Consider the following 16,560-nt stretch of genomic DNA (forward strand, 5'->3'; position numbering starts at 1 on the left):
GCGCGGGATTGAACCTCCGGGTAAAGAGGTTCATCCCGCGGATATTGCAAGAATGTAGCCAGATGCATCGGCTTAGCGTTTGCCCGAACTCTGCATGACCAGTTTGATCAATGGCCCGAGGCTGGTGCCCAGCCGTATCAGCCGGGTCAGCCCGCCAACACCGCCGCTTTTTGCGCCTTTGCCGGTGATGAAGCCCAGCAGGGTGACGGCGGCCACGCCCCAAAGCGGCGCGTGCTTGATGCCGAAGCCGCCTTGCAGGTTTTGCGTCATGCCGCGCATGCGCTGCAAGGGCTGCAGCACTTGCCCGGCTTCGTGGCGGATTTCCTGACGATGCATTTCCATGCGCAGGCGGATCAGCGCCTTGCGCATTTCCCGGCGCGAGCTGTTGTGTGGCAGTTCAGGCAGGCTCATGGCAGCAGGCGCTCCCGATCATTGGCCAATTCTTCCAGCGTGCCGTGGAAGGGCGAGGATTCATCGAAGACTGCTGCCTTGAGACGCAGCCCGCAGAAAGCAGCCGCCAGGGTGTAGAACACGCACAGGCCGATGATCGCTGCCAGACGATAGGTATCCCAGAACACGATCAGCACCAGCGTCGACAGACCCACCAGCAACAGCAGGGCAAACACCAGCGCCAGCCCTGCGAACAGCAACAGGCTGACGGTGCGTGATTTCTGCTCCTGCAATTCAATGCCGAACAGTTCGACATGGCTGTGCAGCAAGCCGAGAACAGCGGCGCCCAGACGCCGCGTGGAAGAGGAGGTGCCCGACCCCAGGCCGGATTCGCCGATCGACATGATCAGCGCCGAGTGGCCAGCAGGCCAATCAGAAATCCCACCCCGGCGGCGATACCCACTGATTGCCAAGGGTTGGCCGACACATAATCTTCGGTGGCGGTGACGGCAGCCTGGCCGCGATCACGCAGGGTGTCTTCGGTCAGCTTCAGGGTTTCCCGGGCGCGCAGCAGGCTGTCGTGGATCTGATCACGCAGCTCATCGGCCTGATCGCCCGCCAGGGACGCGGTGTGTTCGAGCAGCCGCTCGGTGTCGGCGACCAGAGTCTGGAAGTCGTTCATCAGGATTTCTTGAGCAGTCTTTGCCTTGATGCTGGCCATGGGTGGATCTCCGTAAGTGACGTCTGAAGCGTTCGAGTATGAGCCTTGCGCGAAGGTTCAGTACAAATGACTGGTACAGCTTTTGCTATGTCGTGGTGCGTTCTGCTGCCGCCGTGCGCTGTTGGCGGGCGTACATGCAGCAAAACCTTAACTCAAATAATCCTGGTTCGTGTCAGGACATCGACCTTGTGCGCCAAACCGGTTCATCGCAGCTTCATTGCGCAGACCGACCGGTCGCAACTTGGTGCATGAATTGTCCGCGCGAACCGCTTTGGTGCCTTTTTAGCCTTCAGGTCTGCCTCTTTATGGAAAATCTGCAAAGCGCTGTGGACACGCTGGTTCACAGCTCCAACACGTTGTTCATTCTGATCGGTGCGGTGATGGTGCTGGCGATGCACGCCGGTTTCGCCTTCCTTGAAGTCGGCACGGTGCGCCAGAAAAACCAGGTCAACGCACTGTCGAAGATCCTCAGCGACTTTGCCGTTTCGACCCTGGCCTATTTCTTTATAGGCTATTGGATCTCCTACGGGGTGACCTTCATGCAACCGGCGGCGGTGCTGAGTGCCGATCACGGATATGGGCTGGTGAAGTTTTTCTTCCTGCTGACGTTTGCTGCGGCGATTCCGGCGATCATCTCCGGCGGGATTGCCGAGCGCGCGCGCTTCGCTCCGCAGTTGTGTGCAACGGCGCTGATCGTGGCGTTCATCTACCCGTTTTTCGAGGGCATGGTCTGGAACGGCAACTTCGGTCTGCAGGCCTGGCTGACGGCACGTTTTGGCGCGGCGTTCCATGATTTCGCCGGATCGGTGGTGGTGCACGCCATGGGCGGCTGGCTGGCACTGGCGGCGGTTTTGCTGCTCGGCCCGCGCAATGGCCGTTATCGCGAAGGGCGTCTGGTGGCGTTCGCACCGTCGAGCATTCCTTTTCTGGCGCTGGGTTCGTGGATTCTGATTGTCGGCTGGTTCGGCTTCAACGTGATGAGCGCGCAGACCTTGCAGGGCGTCAGCGGTCTGGTGGCGGTCAACTCGCTGATGGCCATGGTCGGCGGCACGGTGGCGGCGCTGATCGTCGGGCGCAATGACCCGGGCTTCCTGCACAACGGTCCGTTGGCCGGGCTGGTGGCGATCTGCGCCGGTTCCGACCTGATGCACCCGGTGGGTGCGCTGGTGACCGGCGCGATTGCCGGTGCACTGTTTGTCTGGTGCTTTACCGCCGCGCAAGTCAAATGGCGTATCGACGATGTACTCGGTGTCTGGCCGTTGCACGGTTTGTGCGGGGTGTGGGGCGGGATCGCCTGCGGCATCTTCGGCCAGACTGCGCTGGGTGGCCTCGGTGGCGTCAGCCTGATCAGTCAGTTGATCGGCACTGCGCTCGGTGTGGTGGTCGCATTGCTCGGCGGATTCGCCGTTTACGGCGTGATCAAGGCCTTGCACGGCCTGCGCCTGAGTCAGGAACAAGAGTATTACGGCGCCGACCTGTCGCTGCACAAGATCGGCGCGGTCAGTCAGGACTAAGTTTCCTTGTCGTCGGTGCCGGGGTAAAAGCCATGCAACAGGCGATAGCGATTGATGCGCACCTGGTCGACTTTCTCCTGTACCTGATGAGCTGGCAGACCGAGCATGATCAAGGCGTGGGAGGCGAGCATCAGGCTCGACTCCAATAGCTCCGGCACCACTTCGGTGGCGCCGGCAGCCTTCAGCTCCGCCCATTGGCTGTCGTCGCGGGTGCGCACCAGAATCGGTATCCGCGCATTGAGCCGGCGCGCTTCCTTGAGAATTCGCAGGCTGACATCGCTCTGATCCACGGCGATCACCAGCAGTTTCGCGCGCAACAATCCGATGGCCGTCAGCAAGTCACCGCGCGATGAGTCGCCATAATGCACATCACTTTCCTCGGACGCGGCTTCCTGCACGCGCACCGGATCGTTGTCCAACGCGATGTAAGGTTGATTGGCATTGCGCATGAAACGGCCGATGGACTGGCCAACCCGCCCGTAGCCGCAAATCACCACATGCTGGTCGAGGTCGGCGTTGAGCGCACTGATCTCCTCGATTTGCGCCTCCTGATTCGGCTTGCGATGCAGGCGCAGGGCAATTTTCGGTGCCCCGCGCAACAACAGCGGGGTCAGCAACATCGAGCAGAACGTCGCTGCCAGCAGCAGACCGCCCAGCTCGTCAGGCAGCATGCGGTTTTGCTGCATCTGCGCCATCAACGCAAAGCAGAATTCCCCGCCTTGCGCCAGGGCCAGGCCGCTGCGCCAGGCAGTTTCGTGATCGCTGCCGCGCCACTTCACCAAAAGCGCGACGATTGTGCCTTTGATCAGCATCAGGCCGAGGGTAAGGCCGAGAATCAACAGGCTGTGGCTGACGAACAGTTGCAGGTCGATCAGCATGCCGATGCTGACGAAAAACACCCCGAGCAGGATGTCGCGAAACGGCCGGATATCGGCTTCGATCTGATGGCGATAGTGGCTCTCGCCCAGCAGCATGCCGGCGAGAAATGCGCCGAGGGCAGGGGACAGGCCCAGCAGGTGCGTCAGCCAGGCGGTCAGCAGCACAATCACCAGCGCCAGCAGGACGAACAATTCCGCCGAGCGCGAGGCCGCCACTTCGTGGAACAGTCGTGGCAGCAACCAGCGGCTGGCCAGCAACAGACCGAAAAACAGCACCACGGTCTTCACCAGCGTCAGCGGCAAGGCCCAGTACCAGGCTTGCGTACTGCTTCCGGCGAACACCGGCACCAGGGTCAGCAATAACACCGCCACCACGTCCTGAAACAGCAGGACCCCGACCGCGTTTTGCCCGTGACTGCTGAACACCTCGCCCAGGCTGCTCAACTCCTTGGTGACAATCGCCGTTGACGACAACGACAGCCCGGCGCCAAGCAGCAGGGCCGGGGTCGCCGGCATGCCCAGCACGATCAGCACCATTCCCAGTAAGGCCGTGCTGAGCAACACTTGCTGGCTGCCCAGGCGAAACACCACCTGGCGCAGCGCGATCATTTTCGACAGGGAAAACTCCAGGCCCAGCGAAAACAGCAGAAACACCACGCCCAACTCGGCCACGTCCGGCAGGTGCTCGCTCTCGTTGACCCAGTTGAACGCGGTCGGCCCCACCATCAGGCCCACGCACAGATAGCCCAGCACCGGCGGCAAGCGCAGGCGGCGAAACAGGGCAATCATCACCAGGGATGAGGCGAGGATGATCAGCAGGTTGGCAAACACAAGGCACTCCGATGTCAGGCTCAGGCTTCTCAAGCGTAGAGGCAAAAAGCCCGGGAGCATGGCCTGATTGGCTTTTCTCTGGACTGATTTGCGTCAGGGTTTTGCGTACTGGTTGCCGTGCTCGGGCCTTTGGGCGGCAGCGGCTCGACGGGTTTTCGAGGCAGGCCTAGAATGAATGCTCATTTTTCCGGTTGAGCGATCATGCCTCCTGAATGTCAGTTGTTCGGCACCTTGGGATGCCATTTGTGTGAGGTGGCAGAGGCCGAGTTGATGCCTTTTGTCGAGCACGGTCTGCTGGTCGAACTGGTGGATATTGCTGACGATGAATCCTGGTTCGAGGCTTACAGCCTGCGAATTCCGGTACTGCGCCGAATTGACACCGGCGCGGAGCTGAGCTGGCCTTTCAGTGCCGATCAGGTGGTGGCCTTCCTGCGCTGAGCCTGTTTCTTCGTTGACGCGACATGGCTTTCCGCCGGTCGCGACCGCGCATCCTTCCCTTGGCGCTTTACGGATTATTCGGTTACTGTATGTGCATACAGTAATTGGATGGGCCTGCTGCTTTTGATGACTTGAGCAGGTGAATCCGGCAGTCAGAGGGACGAACCGTGGTCAATGTCGAACAGTTGAAAAACAGCGTGAACCGGATGTCGGTTGACGTGGTGCGCGAGGCCGTCCTCGAGTTGCGCCTGGACGGGCTGGTCACGGAGGGCAAGACCCCTTTCAACAAATTGCATTTCAACACCTGTTTTGCCGAGATCGAGGCGCTGTTCCAGCGTGCCGGTTATCACAAGCAACTGGATGTGGTCGGTTATCAGGGCTTGCTGTACGCCTTGTATGACCCGGGGCGCTGGGAGGCGGTCGATGAGCTGCGCTGGCTCAAGGAATTCACCGAAGCCGCCGCGCTCAAGTCGATCCCGGCCTGAAGCGGGCGGTGGAATCGGCGCTAGGTTCGTATCGCTCAGTGTTGGATAATGCCGACCTGCATTGAGGGTTCGAATTTCCGTATGTCCACACCAACGTTTTCCGCTGCGCAGAATCAGGCCAGCACCCTTTACCTTCCTCCGGGGAGTTGGCCTACCGTCCTTGATTGCCTGTGTGAGCATTTCAGTGCGATCAGTCGCGAGCAATGGCTGGACCGGATCGCCCGGGGCCGGGTACTGGATGGGCAGGGACAGCCGATTGCGCTGGATCTGCCGTACAAGGAAGGCCTGCGTATTCACTACTTCCGTGAAGTGCCGGATGAAAAACCGATCCCGGTGGTCGAGTCGATCCTGTATGCGGACGAACATCTGGTGGTGGCGGACAAGCCGCACTTCCTGCCGGTGACGCCGGCCGGCGAGTACGTCGAACAGACGTTGCTGCGTCGTCTGATCCGCCGCCTCGATAATCCGCATCTGGTGCCACTGCACCGCATTGACCGGCACACGGCAGGCTTGGTGATCTTTTCGGCTAACCCACAAACCCGCTCCGCTTATCAGTCGCTGTTCCCTACGCGGCAGATCGATAAACGCTATGAGGCGATTGCCCGTGCGCTTCCGGAGCTGGAATTTCCCCTGGTACACAAAAGCCGTCTGATCGATGGCGAACCGTTCTTCCGCATGCAGGAAGGGCCAGGCGTTGCCAATACGGAAACAGCGGTGGAAGTCCGGGAAAAGAACGGTGATCTGTGGCGCTATGGCCTTTACCCGGTGACCGGCAAGAAGCATCAGTTGCGGGTACACATGACCGCGCTGGGAGCGAGTATCTGCAATGATCCGTTTTACCCGGAGGTGCTGAAAGACGTTGAGGACGATTACGCCAATCCGCTCAAGCTGCTGGCGCAAGGGCTGCGGTTTGTCGATCCGGTGACGGGCGAGGATCGTGAATTCGAGAGCCGGATCACCCTGCAGTGGTGATGCCAGGCACTTTCCCGTGCCCATGAAAAAGCCCGCATTGATGCGGGCTTTTCTGTATCCGGTATCGACGTAAAGCTTACAGCTCTTTAACGGTACGAACCTGATCCTTGTTGATGCGGGTCTCTTTGCCGTCCAGTTGCTTGAACTCGTAGAAGCCCGAATCTTCATCGTATTTCGGGGTGTCGACGGCCTGGATTTCGCGACCGTCATTCAAGGTGAGCACTGTTGGCGAGGAGCAACCAGCGAGGGTAGCCAGGCCCAGTGCGAGCATGAAAGTGGCGAGGGTCCGTTGAGTCATGGGTGTGTCTCCGAATGGGAATACTTTTGGTTACTGAGCTTGAGACGTATACAAGGCGTGAGAGTTCCTTGAATGCTGTCAGTCTGACACAGTGTTGTGCGTATTTAACAGTTCGGGGGTGTTCAGGTTGGCCAGTCGCGGGTCATTGTCCGGGCATTGCAGGGCAGTCGCGCCGAGATTGCGCATGACCCGGCCGGGGCTGCGTTCACCGGCGTTCCACGCGGTTTCGAAGGCGGGCAACAGGGCGACGGGAATTACACACAGCAGGGGTTCCCAGTGGTCGTCGTGACGCAACATTAAAGGTTTTTCAGGAAACCGGCCGGCGGTTTCACGCATGTCCTGCAACAGCGCGGCGTCGATTCGCGGCACATCGCAGGGCAAGACCAGCAGGTGTGGACGGCGGGCGACCTTGAGTCCGGCGAGGATGCCGGCCAGCGGACCAGGAAAATCGCCTTGCTCATCGCTGACCAATTGATCGGCGTAGGCGGCATAACGCTCGTGATTGCGATTGCAGGAGATGATCAGATCGTCAGTCAGCGGTCGGACCTTGCGCTGCAAATGCGCAATCAGCGGCTCACCCTGCCATTCGACCAGCCCTTTGTCCTGGCCGCCCATGCGCTGGCCGCGTCCGCCTGCCAGGAGCAGAATGGAGCAGGGGGGCAATGGCGTATTCGAGGTCATGGCAGCTCTCCAGCGGGGCGGCGAAAAATTCAGGCGCTGTGATATAACACCGGGCTGTTTCTCCTACAACTGGACGAGCCTAATGAAAGCCAAGGCCGATGTACCTTTTGCGCCGCTGAACATTGCGGTGCTGACTGTCAGCGATACCCGAACCCTGGAAACCGACACCTCAGGCCAGGTCTTCGTCGACCGCCTGACTGCTGCCGGTCACCGCTTGGCCGAACGGGTCCTGCTCAAAGATGACCTGTACAAGATCCGCGCGCAAGTTGCCCACTGGATTGCCGAGGACGTCGTGCAGGTCGTGTTGATTACCGGCGGCACTGGTTTCACCGGGCGTGACAGCACGCCTGAAGCCGTGGCTTGTCTGCTCGACAAGCAGGTTGACGGCTTCGGTGAACTGTTCCGCCAGATCTCGGTGGCCGATATCGGTACTTCGACCGTGCAGTCGCGGGCACTGGCCGGCCTGGCCAATGGCACACTGGTGTGCTGCCTGCCAGGTTCGACCAATGCGGTGCGCACCGGTTGGGACGGCATTCTCGCCGAACAGCTGGATTCGCGGCACCGTCCGTGCAACTTCGTCCCTCACCTGAAACAGGCGGCGCCCTGTGAATCCCGTGGGTAAGCCGGGCAAGACCGGCAGCCTGATGCCTGTCGAGCAAGCGTTGGCCCGCCTGCTGGAAATGGCTGAAGCCTCGCCGATTGTCGAACGCGAGTTTCTGCCCTTGGCCGAAGTCGAGGGGCGGGTGCTCGCCGAGGACCTGGTTTCGACCCTGGACCTGCCACCCTGGCCAAATAGCGCCATGGATGGTTATGCCCTGAATCTGGCGGACTGGACTGGTGCACCGCTGCCGGTCAGCCAGAAAGTCTTCGCCGGGCAAGCGCCAGAGCCGTTGAAACCCGGTACCTGTGCGCGGATCTTCACCGGTGCGCCAGTACCAGCCGGGGCCGATTGCGTGGAAATGCAGGAGAACGCCGAAGTTCAGGACGACGGCAGCGTGCGTTTCATCGAAACCATGAGCGTCGGCCAGAACATTCGCCCGCAAGGCCAGGAAACCACCGTGGGTGAGTTGATTCTGGCGGCAGGTACCCGGCTGGGACCGATCGAACAAGGTCTGGCGGCGTCGCTGGGGTGTGCCGGGTTGAATGTGGTACGCAAGGTCCGAGTGGCGGTGCTGTCCACCGGCGATGAGCTGGTCGAGCCGGGCCGGCCGCTGGGGCCGGGGCAGATCTACAACAGTAATCGGGTGGTGTTGTGCAGCTGGCTGCAGCGCCTGGGTTGTGAAGTGATTGATGCCGGTATTCTTCCGGACGATCTGGCGACCACGCGGGCGCGCCTTGGCGACTTGCAGGGTGTCGACCTGATTCTCTCGACCGGAGGCGTGTCGGTCGGTGAAGCGGATTTTCTTGGCATCGCATTGCGGGAAGAGGGCGAGCTGGCGCTGTGGAAACTGGCCATTAAACCGGGCAAGCCGCTGACAGTTGGCCATTTTCGCAAGGTGCCGGTCATCGGTCTGCCGGGCAACCCCGCTTCGACGCTGGTGACCTTTGCTCTGCTCACGCGGCCCTACTTGTTGCGGCGTCAGGGCGTACAGGATGTCGAACCCCTGAAGTTTACGATTCCGGCAGGTTTTGTCTGGCCTGTGGCCGGCAATCGGCGCGAATACCTGCGCGGTCGTCTCGAGCAGGGGCGGGCGATCATCTACCGCAATCAAAGCTCCGGTGTGCTGCGCAGCGCGGCCTGGGCGGATGGTCTGGTAGAGGTGCTGGAAGGCCGCACGCTGGTAGAAGGCGATGAGGTCGGGTTCATTCCCCTGAGCGACCTGCTCGGCTGATCCGCTTCCGGTAATTGCAGGCTCGACCGATACCGCGTCGATGCCTGCATTCCTCTGTCAATGGCTCATCAGTGTGACCAACTGATCGAACCGGCTGTTGGCAACCCATCCCAGCAGTCCCAGGACCACCGCCGTCGCACCCGCCGAATAGGCGAGACGGTGCTTGATGGTCTTTACATCCCCGCGAACTTCGTCCATATCCCGACGAATGTATTTGAGGTGGGTTTCCAGTTCGGTCACGCGCGGTTCCATATCAACTTCTCCAGCGGTTCTGGCGTTCTTTCTGAAATCGGATTTGTGACTGGCGCGACTTTCGTCCAGAGGGGCAACCGGACTATTTGCAATTCTGGCTTCATGGCTTGGCATGGAAATGTCCATCGGCTGTTTCAAGTGTAAGCGCACCGGCCTTCCCGTCATCCAGACTGCCACCAGCTCCGAGGGTGTATCCAATCATTACCTGCACATCCTTGTGTTGTTGAATCGAAAATTGATACCACCTGCACAAGGTGAATCAAGGATCGTGTCCGGTCAATTGAGCCGATTCCTCACATGTTGTAAGAAAAAATACCGTCGCGTAGGACGCAACAGGTCAGTCGCTTGAATTAAATGGTGTTCCCATGGCTTTTTTGCCTGCACCAGTGGTCAAGATGTTTCATACCGATTCAATCTTGGGGAGTGACCGTAATGAGTGAACGCAGGGCGCTGTTGATTCTGCATGGCAAGCAGGCACTCAATGAGGCGGTTCGCGCCGCCGTCGAAGGCAAACGCAAGCAGGGCTGGGAATTGGCCGTACGGCTGACCTGGGAGGCCGGTGACGCTCAGCGTCTGGTGGAAGAAGCACTGGCGAGTGGCTTTCGGAAGATCATCGCCGGAGGCGGAGATGGCACGTTGCGCGATATCGCTGAAGCGCTTGCCGCGCATCCGGACGAGGCCAGTCTGGTGCTGTTGCCGCTAGGAACGGCTAACGATTTTTCCCGCGCGGCGGGGATCCCGCTGGAGCCGGCCGAAGCACTGGAAATGCTGGACGTGCCACCGCGCAAGATTGACCTGGGCGAAGTCGGTGGGCAGATTTTCCTGAACATGGCGACGGGTGGTTTCGGCAGCCAGGTCACGGCCAATACCTCTGAAGATCTGAAAAAAGTGCTCGGCGGGGCCGCTTATCTGTTCACCGGTTTGTCGCGCTTCAGTGAGCTGCACGCGGCTTACGGTGAACTGCAAGGGCCGGACTTTCACTGGAGCGGCGAGCTGCTCGCATTGGGCATCGGCAACGGTCGTCAGGCAGGCGGCGGACACGTCTTGTGCCCGCAGGCACTGGCGGACGATGGTCTATTGGACATCAGTATTCTGCCAGCACCACAGGAGTTGGTGGGCACGCTGAAGAGCCTGCTCAGCGACGGCTTCGGCCTCGACAATATGTTTGTCCGGGCCCGTTTGCCCTGGGTCGAAATCAAGGTCGCCGAGGGGCTGAGCATCAACCTTGACGGCGAGCCGCTGGAGGGCGACAGCCTGCGTTTCGAGGCGCGCCCCGCCGCCTTGCAGGTGCATTTGCCGGAGCATTCGCCGCTGTTGGGCGGCGCGGGTTCGATCAGTCGTCCAGACTGATGATCTGTTCACGCACCGCGAACAACACCAGACCCGCCACGTCGTAGATCTGCAGGCGTTTCATGATCTGCGAGCGGTGGGTTTCGACGGTCTTGATGCTCAGCCCTAGGCCGTTGGCGATCTCCCGAGTGGATTTGCCGCGTACGATCAACCGCAGGATTTCCAGCTGGCGTGCCGTCAGATTGTGCGAGTCGGCCACTTCCGGCTGGTTTTTCTGCGTACGGGTCAGCGCCTGGTTGATCACGGTGTGGGCGATGGCCGGGCTCAGGTAGCGCTCGTTGTTACGCAAGGCTTCGAGGGCGTGTTCAAGCTCGGTGGCCGTGGTGTCCTTGAGCAGGTAACCGTGCGCGCCGGACTCCAGCGCCTGCATGATCAGCGCCGGATCGGTGTGCATCGAGAGAATCAGCACCTTGCTTTGCGGGCGCACCCGCTTGAGCCGTTGCAAGGCTTCCAGGCCACCGGTTTCCTTCATCGAGATATCCAGCAACACGATGTCGGGCGCCAGTTGCTCGACCATTTCGAGCAACTGCGAGCCGTCGCTGGCTTCGCCAACGACCGCGTAACCGGGAATATCGAGCACCAGAGCGCGCACGCCGGCCCTGATCAGCGAGTGGTCATCCACCAGAAGTAAGTTACAAGTCAACGCATAACCTTATTCGTACTGGCCCGCTCGAGTGCACGGGGCGCCCAGGGGAATAGTGCTTCGATTTGAGTGCCTTTGCCCGGCTCGCTGATGACGTTCAGCGTGCCGCCCAACTGTTCGATCCTTTCGGCCATCCCGGCCATTCCGCGCTGTCCTTCCCGGCCCGGGTCCGCGGCAGGCGCAAAGCCTTGGCCGTCGTCGCTGATCAACAGCGTCAGGCCTTTTGGCAAGCGTTGCACGCGGATCAGCAGATTGCTGGCCTGCGCGTGACGCAGAATGTTGGTGACCGCTTCCTGGGCAATGCGAAAGGCAGCGACCGCCATTTCTTCCGGAATGCCATTGAGCCGTTGCTGGCAATCGAGGCTCCAGTGCACCGAGGTGTTCGCCAGGGTCTTGAGCAGGTGCGCGCGCAGACTGGCCTCCAGCCCGAGGCTGGTCAGTTGGCGGGGATTGAGAATGGCGGAAACGTCGCGCACCTTGTTGAGGGTTTCATCAAGGGTGTCGCAGAGTGTCGAGCATTGCGCTTGCAAGTCGGCTGGCAGGCGTTTTTTCAGCCATTCACTTTGCAGCTTGGCCGCTGTCAGTAACTGGCCGATATCGTCGTGCAGTTCACGGCTGAGACGGTGGCGTTCGTTTTCCTGGACTTCCAGCAAACGGTCGGCGAGTTCCTGAGGCTGAAACTTGATCGATTTGCGCGACAGTCGATATTGCACCCAGACACAAGCAGTGGCGGCAATATTCAACAGCAGCAGACCCAGTGAGAGCGGAGCAGACAATCCGTAGGTCAGCAGGCTGCCAGCGGCGGCGATGACACTCAATATGAGAGTGAACCGGCGTGCATTTTCCCGGGACGGTGGCCATTTGATGATTGACTTGAGGCTGGCGTACATAACGGATGGAGCCAATGGATGTTCGCTACGGGCAGACCGGCCGGTGGCTGGCGGATCTCTGTCTGAAAATGCTGTCAATTATGTTATTGATTTTAACGAAGTACAGTGAACGATATTCGACCATCAAGTTCGTTGGATGACAGTCGCTGAATCACTGTGCCATTAGTTGAAAGCAACTAACGGTCGGCATAATACCACTTAAGATACCGTTGGTCGCGTTTGCGATATATGTCCAATGAGTCAGGAAATACGCCATGTTGGACGTGAGTTCCATTATGGAAAATGTCGTTTTATTGTGCTTGGTAGAGATCCGTGCGGTTCGAAGTTGATCGTTACACAGACACAGGCAAACCCTGAGGCCGCGGCAGAATATCCGCTGGTGTCAGGTGTGATTATTTAATTCGAATTGTCGCTGGCAGGTATGAACTATTCAATTGCGACATTAAGCGATTCCCGTCTTCAGCCTGGATTTACGCTTTGAATGCGGCGGATCACGCCTGACGCTCGGAATAAGACAACAGCGAAAGCGGCTGAGGCCGGAGCGGTGGCTTGAACTGGCTCTGACCGACCTGAAACGCGAACGCTTCGATCAGTGAGGTTTGTTCGCTGCCATCCAGGCTCAATTGGCCGGTATTGTGATCGACCAGTTCAATCTGCCAGGCCATCAGGGTGAAACAGTCCTGCAGCGCATTCAGCGCCTGTGCGTGCAGATCGATATGGTCCGGCGCGTGGTCGAGCAGGCTGTGAATATGCAGGGAAAACTCGGAGATCGCCTCCAGTGCCAACGCTTCAGCCCGGCTCGCCAGCTTGAGCAGGGTGTTGCGCATGCAGTCGATGGCATCTTTGTCGTTGCTGATCAATTGCAGGTGGCTCAGGCACTCTTCGGACTTGGCCAGGAGTGTTTCAGCTTCGACGAGGAATTCGGGAAAGCGTTGCGCCCAGTCTTTACGGTCGATTGGCATGCTTATCTCCACAGCGTCATGTCTGATGAGGGAATGCCGTGTGTGTCGACGTTCGTGGATCGTCGGGAGATCGCGCCCCACCGTGCAATCGCACTGGCTGAGGTTTTCCAGAGGGTGGGGTTCCACTGACCTGCGATCGCACACAATAGCCTGACTCCGTTCATGCAATGAGAATGGCGTCACATTAATGGCTATTGGATATTGCGAACATCAGGTTGGGCCTGATTGTTCCTAGGGGATTCCCTTACGCGCGGGAACCTGTGGCGCAAACTGTGGTCGCGCCAGAAGAGGATGTAGCAGATGAAAACACCGGGTCAGTAAACCATGATGTTAATGTGACATCAATGCCCGTGTGTGGCATTTTGATGGTGAATTTTGTGGGATCAAGAATCGCCATAAACAGCCGATAACCCCACTTAGTAGTGAATTCATCAGAACAAGCCCAGGAGTCATTGATGGCCGGCATTCTCGACACGGTAGACCAACGCACGCAACTGGTGGGTGAGAATCGCCTGGAAATTCTCATGTTTCGACTGGCCGGACGCCAATTGTTCGCGATCAACGTGTTCAAGGTTCAGGAAGTTCTGCAACTGCCAAAGCTGACCTTGATGCCACAGCGTCACCCGTTTGTCTGCGGCGTGGTCAACCTGCGTGGGCAGACGCTGCCGGTGATCGATCTGTCTCAGGCGATCGGCATGCGCCCGCTGGTGCCGGGCCCGAACAGCACCATCATCGTTACCGAGTACAACCGTTCGGTGCAGGCTTTCCTCGTCGGTGGCGTGGATCGCATCGTCAACATGAACTGGGAAGCCATTCTGCCGCCGCCGACCAGTGCTGGCCGCCAGCACTACCTGACCGCGATCAGCAAGGTTGACGATCAACTGGTGGAAATCATCGACGTCGAGAAAGTCCTCGCCGAAATCGTCCCGTACAACGCCAAGGTCTCGCGTGACAAGCTCGATGATCCGGTGCTGGAGCGTGCCCGTGGCCGCGAAGTGCTTCTGGTGGACGACTCCAACGTGGCGCTTTCGCAATTGCGTGACACCCTCGGCCAGCTCGGGGTGAAAATGCACATCGCCAGCGACGGTCTGAAGGCGCTGAACATGCTCAAGGCCTGGGCCGATACCGGCGTGAACATGACCGACAAGCTGTTGATGGTGTTCACCGACGCGGAGATGCCGGAAATGGATGGCTATCGTCTGACCACCGAGATCCGCAACGATCCACGTCTGCGCGGCCTGTACGTGGTGTTGCACACTTCACTGTCCGGCAGTTTCAACGACTCGATGGTGAAGAAGGTCGGTTGCGACAACTTCCTCTCCAAATTCCAGCCGGACAAACTGGTCGATGTAGTGCGTCAGCGTCTGATGCTCGATGAAGTGCCGGCCTGATCCTGACGCTTCAGCCTCCTGTGGGAGCGAGCCTGCTCGCGAAGGCGGATTCCATGTCAACACATGTGTTGAATGAATTTCCGCTTTCGCGAGCGGGCTCGCTCCCACAAGGTTTGCACTGCACAAACTCTTTTGATTCGCCGATAAAGCTCGTATAGGGTGGCTTTTTTTGCCCACCAGGGAGCTGGCCATGCTGCGTCTGAGCGCGCTTTATCGTTACCCGTTGAAATCCGGCAAACCCGAGATTCTGCAATCGATTGGCCTGGACAAACTGGGCCTTGCAGGGGACCGACGCTGGATGCTCGTGGATGAAGCCAGCGGCCGCTTTCTGACCCAGCGGGCCGAGGCGAAAATGAGCCAGTTGTCGGCGCTGTGGAATGCGCAGGGCGGTCTGACCCTGAGTGCCCCCGGGCTTGCCGCGCTGGACGTGCCATTGCCCGAGGCCGATTCCGACTTGCGCGGTGTGACCATCTGGCGTGACACCCTGCGCGTGCCGGATGCCGGTGATGCAGCGGCCCGCTGGGTCAGCGAGTTCATCGGCAAACCGACCCGTCTGGTGCAGGTGCCGCTTGATCGCGCGCGCATGACGCAGGCCGGTTATGGCCGCGAGGACGATCAGGTCGCGTTCGCCGACGGTTTCCCGCTGTTGCTGATTGGCGAAGCGTCACTTGAGGATCTGGTGCAAAAGGTCGGACGGCCGCTGGAGATGCTGCGCTTTCGGCCGAATCTGGTGATCGAAGGCAGCGCGGCGTTCGCCGAGGACGGCTGGAAGCGCATTCGTATCGGTGACGTCGAGTTCCGCGTGGTGAAGCCTTGCTCGCGCTGCATTCTGACCACCATCGATCCGCAAACCGGCGAACGCAGTGCTGATCGCGAACCGCTGGCAACCCTGCAGAAATACCGTGCGCAGGCCGATGGTGCGATGTTCGGGCAAAATTTGGTCAACGACAGCAATGGTCAACTGGAAGTCGGAATGCCGGTGGAAATCCTCGAGTAACCGAGGCCAGAAATAAAAATGCCCGTGTCCATGGACACGGGCATTTTTTTGCACCGGGAAAAACCGTGGGCTTAGCCGCGGTATTCGCACAGGTAAGCGGTATCAACGGCGACTTTCAGCTGGAACTTGCTGTTGGCCGGAACGTTGAACTGGCTGCCGGCGGCGAAGGTTTCCCAGTCGCTGCTGTCCGGCAGTTTGACGGTCAGCGCACCAGAGACCACGTGCATGATCTCGCGCTGAGCGGTGCCGAATTCGTATTCGCCCGGGGCCATGACACCGATGGTCGCCGGACCTTCAGCGGTGCCAAAAGCGATCGACTTGACGGTGCCGTCGAAGTACTCGTTGACTTTGAACATGGGCGATTCCTCTCGAAAAGGGCAAAAAAGGGTTAAAAAAGGCTGGCCAGTATGCACAAGGCTCCCGGCGCCGTCACCTGCCCGGGGCGTGTCCGGCGAGTTCTCGCCCTGACTTCAGAGTGGCAAGACCAACGGCAGCAACCGCGCGGTATTGCGCGCATCTTCCAGGGCTCGGTGCTGTTGACCGCTGAACTGCATGCCGGCCAGTTGCAGCGCACCGTTCAAGCCCAGCGGTCGTTCCAGGCGCCGGGCCTTGGCGAAGCGCTGCTTGAGGTTCATGTGCGGCACCCGGCTCAGCAGGCTGTCGAGTTGCAGGCGCTGCCATTCCTGGAGCAACTGCTTGCGGTCGTAATCGCCCCAACTGGCCCAGCCTTCGAGGCGCGTCTGGTGTTGCCCGAGCCAGCGTTCGAAGGCCGGCCAGACCTCGTTCAACGGCTGCGCGGCGTCGATGTTGGCCTGGGTGATGTGCGTGAGCTCACGGCAGAACGGCGTCAGCAACGGCCGCCGGGTCGGTTTGACGAACCGCTGAAAGTGATCCTGCTCGCGACCGGCACGGTCGACCAGCGTCGCGCCGATTTCGATGATTTCCATTTCCGTAACCGGCCAGCCACCTTCATCTGTGGTGGCTTCCAGATCAATGACCAGCCAATGGGGCATCGCAGGTTTCCTGATTTACGCG

Annotated in this window: 21 protein-coding genes; 9 read left to right on the forward strand and 12 right to left on the reverse strand. The window is 59.7% G+C overall.

The features are described from left to right. Positions 1-72: 72 nt before the first annotated feature. The 3 genes from LVD08_RS12080 to LVD08_RS12090 are packed head-to-tail and all read right to left on the reverse strand — an operon-like array spanning position 73 to position 1,111. Positions 73-411 (reverse strand): hypothetical protein, encoded by a 339-nt coding sequence (locus LVD08_RS12080; RefSeq protein WP_027613426.1) that lies wholly within the window; start codon positions 409-411, stop codon positions 73-75. Further along, on the reverse strand, positions 408-794 hold the full coding sequence (locus LVD08_RS12085; protein ID WP_027613425.1) for a phage holin family protein: 387 nt from the start codon (positions 792-794) through the stop codon (positions 408-410). The genes LVD08_RS12080 and LVD08_RS12085 overlap by 4 nt, the downstream gene beginning before the upstream one ends. A gap of 2 nt (positions 795-796) precedes the next feature. Next, positions 797-1,111, reverse strand: a complete 315-nt coding sequence (locus LVD08_RS12090) for a DUF883 family protein (RefSeq protein WP_003226733.1) — start codon at positions 1,109-1,111, stop codon at positions 797-799. 305 nt (positions 1,112-1,416) lie between these two features. Here LVD08_RS12090 and LVD08_RS12095 point away from each other — a divergent pair, with 305 nt between their 5' ends. Then, the gene (locus LVD08_RS12095; RefSeq protein ID WP_247268221.1) at positions 1,417-2,625 is read left to right on the forward strand and encodes an ammonium transporter; all 1,209 of its coding nucleotides are present in this window, start codon (positions 1,417-1,419) and stop codon (positions 2,623-2,625) included. Here LVD08_RS12095 and LVD08_RS12100 read toward each other — a convergent pair. Beyond that, complete coding sequence (locus LVD08_RS12100; RefSeq protein ID WP_097088289.1) at positions 2,622-4,334, reverse strand: cation:proton antiporter; 1,713 nt, start codon at positions 4,332-4,334, stop codon at positions 2,622-2,624. The two genes, LVD08_RS12095 and LVD08_RS12100, sit on opposite strands and share 4 nt — an antisense overlap. A gap of 201 nt (positions 4,335-4,535) precedes the next feature. On the opposite strand from LVD08_RS12100, the gene LVD08_RS12105 reads away from it, so the two are divergent. The 3 genes from LVD08_RS12105 to LVD08_RS12115 all read left to right on the forward strand — a co-directional run bounded on the left by LVD08_RS12105 (position 4,536) and on the right by LVD08_RS12115 (position 6,229). Next, the gene (locus LVD08_RS12105; protein ID WP_027613422.1) at positions 4,536-4,772 is read left to right on the forward strand and encodes a glutaredoxin family protein; all 237 of its coding nucleotides are present in this window, start codon (positions 4,536-4,538) and stop codon (positions 4,770-4,772) included. Between the two features lie 167 nt (positions 4,773-4,939). Next, positions 4,940-5,257: a transcriptional regulator gene (locus LVD08_RS12110; RefSeq protein WP_247268222.1), complete on the forward strand. Its 318-nt coding sequence runs from the start codon at positions 4,940-4,942 to the stop codon at positions 5,255-5,257. 81 nt (positions 5,258-5,338) lie between these two features. After that, positions 5,339-6,229 (forward strand): pseudouridine synthase, encoded by an 891-nt coding sequence (locus LVD08_RS12115; protein ID WP_247268223.1) that lies wholly within the window; start codon positions 5,339-5,341, stop codon positions 6,227-6,229. Between the two features lie 76 nt (positions 6,230-6,305). Here LVD08_RS12115 and LVD08_RS12120 read toward each other — a convergent pair whose 3' ends face one another. Together LVD08_RS12120 and mobA are read right to left on the reverse strand one after the other, a co-directional pair. Then, a complete protein-coding gene (locus LVD08_RS12120) occupies positions 6,306-6,527 on the reverse strand; it encodes a YgdI/YgdR family lipoprotein (RefSeq protein WP_027613420.1) in 222 nt (73 codons plus the stop codon). Between the two features lie 78 nt (positions 6,528-6,605). Continuing rightward, positions 6,606-7,208, reverse strand: a complete 603-nt coding sequence (gene mobA, locus LVD08_RS12125) for a molybdenum cofactor guanylyltransferase MobA (protein ID WP_027613419.1) — start codon at positions 7,206-7,208, stop codon at positions 6,606-6,608. An 82-nt stretch (positions 7,209-7,290) separates the two neighbouring features. On the opposite strand from mobA, the gene moaB reads away from it, so the two are divergent. Together moaB and LVD08_RS12135 are read left to right on the forward strand one after the other, a co-directional pair. Beyond that, complete coding sequence (gene moaB / locus LVD08_RS12130) at positions 7,291-7,830, forward strand: molybdenum cofactor biosynthesis protein B (RefSeq protein WP_003226719.1); 540 nt, start codon at positions 7,291-7,293, stop codon at positions 7,828-7,830. Beyond that, positions 7,814-9,040, forward strand: a complete 1,227-nt coding sequence (locus tag LVD08_RS12135; RefSeq protein WP_247268224.1) for a molybdopterin molybdotransferase MoeA — start codon at positions 7,814-7,816, stop codon at positions 9,038-9,040. Before moaB ends, LVD08_RS12135 begins: the two co-directional genes overlap by 17 nt. Before the next feature lie 57 nt (positions 9,041-9,097). Here the strand turns inward: LVD08_RS12135 and LVD08_RS12140 are convergent, their stop codons facing one another. Beyond that, the gene (locus LVD08_RS12140) at positions 9,098-9,406 is read right to left on the reverse strand and encodes a hypothetical protein (protein ID WP_171061883.1); all 309 of its coding nucleotides are present in this window, start codon (positions 9,404-9,406) and stop codon (positions 9,098-9,100) included. 318 nt (positions 9,407-9,724) lie between these two features. On the opposite strand from LVD08_RS12140, the gene yegS reads away from it, so the two are divergent. Next, the gene (gene yegS, locus LVD08_RS12145; protein WP_247268225.1) at positions 9,725-10,642 is read left to right on the forward strand and encodes a lipid kinase YegS; all 918 of its coding nucleotides are present in this window, start codon (positions 9,725-9,727) and stop codon (positions 10,640-10,642) included. Here the strand turns inward: yegS and LVD08_RS12150 are convergent. From LVD08_RS12150 to LVD08_RS12160, 3 genes are all read right to left on the reverse strand, one after another. Next, entirely contained in the window at positions 10,626-11,285 is a 660-nt protein-coding gene (locus LVD08_RS12150) for a response regulator (RefSeq protein ID WP_007969079.1), read from the reverse strand. The two genes, yegS and LVD08_RS12150, sit on opposite strands and share 17 nt — an antisense overlap. After that, a complete protein-coding gene (locus tag LVD08_RS12155; protein ID WP_027613415.1) occupies positions 11,282-12,175 on the reverse strand; it encodes a sensor histidine kinase in 894 nt (297 codons plus the stop codon). The genes LVD08_RS12150 and LVD08_RS12155 overlap by 4 nt, the downstream gene beginning before the upstream one ends. Before the next feature lie 491 nt (positions 12,176-12,666). Then, positions 12,667-13,137 (reverse strand): hypothetical protein, encoded by a 471-nt coding sequence (locus tag LVD08_RS12160; protein WP_027613414.1) that lies wholly within the window; start codon positions 13,135-13,137, stop codon positions 12,667-12,669. A gap of 455 nt (positions 13,138-13,592) precedes the next feature. Here LVD08_RS12160 and LVD08_RS12165 point away from each other — a divergent pair, with 455 nt between their 5' ends. Both LVD08_RS12165 and LVD08_RS12170 read left to right on the forward strand, forming a co-directional pair. Beyond that, on the forward strand, positions 13,593-14,528 hold the full coding sequence (locus LVD08_RS12165; RefSeq protein WP_003226705.1) for a chemotaxis protein CheV: 936 nt from the start codon (positions 13,593-13,595) through the stop codon (positions 14,526-14,528). 190 nt (positions 14,529-14,718) lie between these two features. After that, entirely contained in the window at positions 14,719-15,525 is an 807-nt protein-coding gene (locus LVD08_RS12170; protein ID WP_097088280.1) for an MOSC domain-containing protein, read from the forward strand. Between the two features lie 71 nt (positions 15,526-15,596). Here the strand turns inward: LVD08_RS12170 and ppnP are convergent, their stop codons facing one another. After that, positions 15,597-15,881, reverse strand: coding sequence for a pyrimidine/purine nucleoside phosphorylase (ppnP, locus tag LVD08_RS12175; RefSeq protein WP_003226701.1), 285 nt, complete (start codon positions 15,879-15,881; stop codon positions 15,597-15,599). A 114-nt stretch (positions 15,882-15,995) separates the two neighbouring features. Further along, complete coding sequence (locus LVD08_RS12180; protein WP_027613412.1) at positions 15,996-16,538, reverse strand: exonuclease domain-containing protein; 543 nt, start codon at positions 16,536-16,538, stop codon at positions 15,996-15,998. Positions 16,539-16,560 lie beyond the last annotated feature (22 nt).

Origin of the sequence: Pseudomonas sp. YL2, from assembly GCF_023063025.1 — a bacterium.
GTDB lineage: Bacteria > Pseudomonadota > Gammaproteobacteria > Pseudomonadales > Pseudomonadaceae > Aquipseudomonas > Aquipseudomonas putida_A.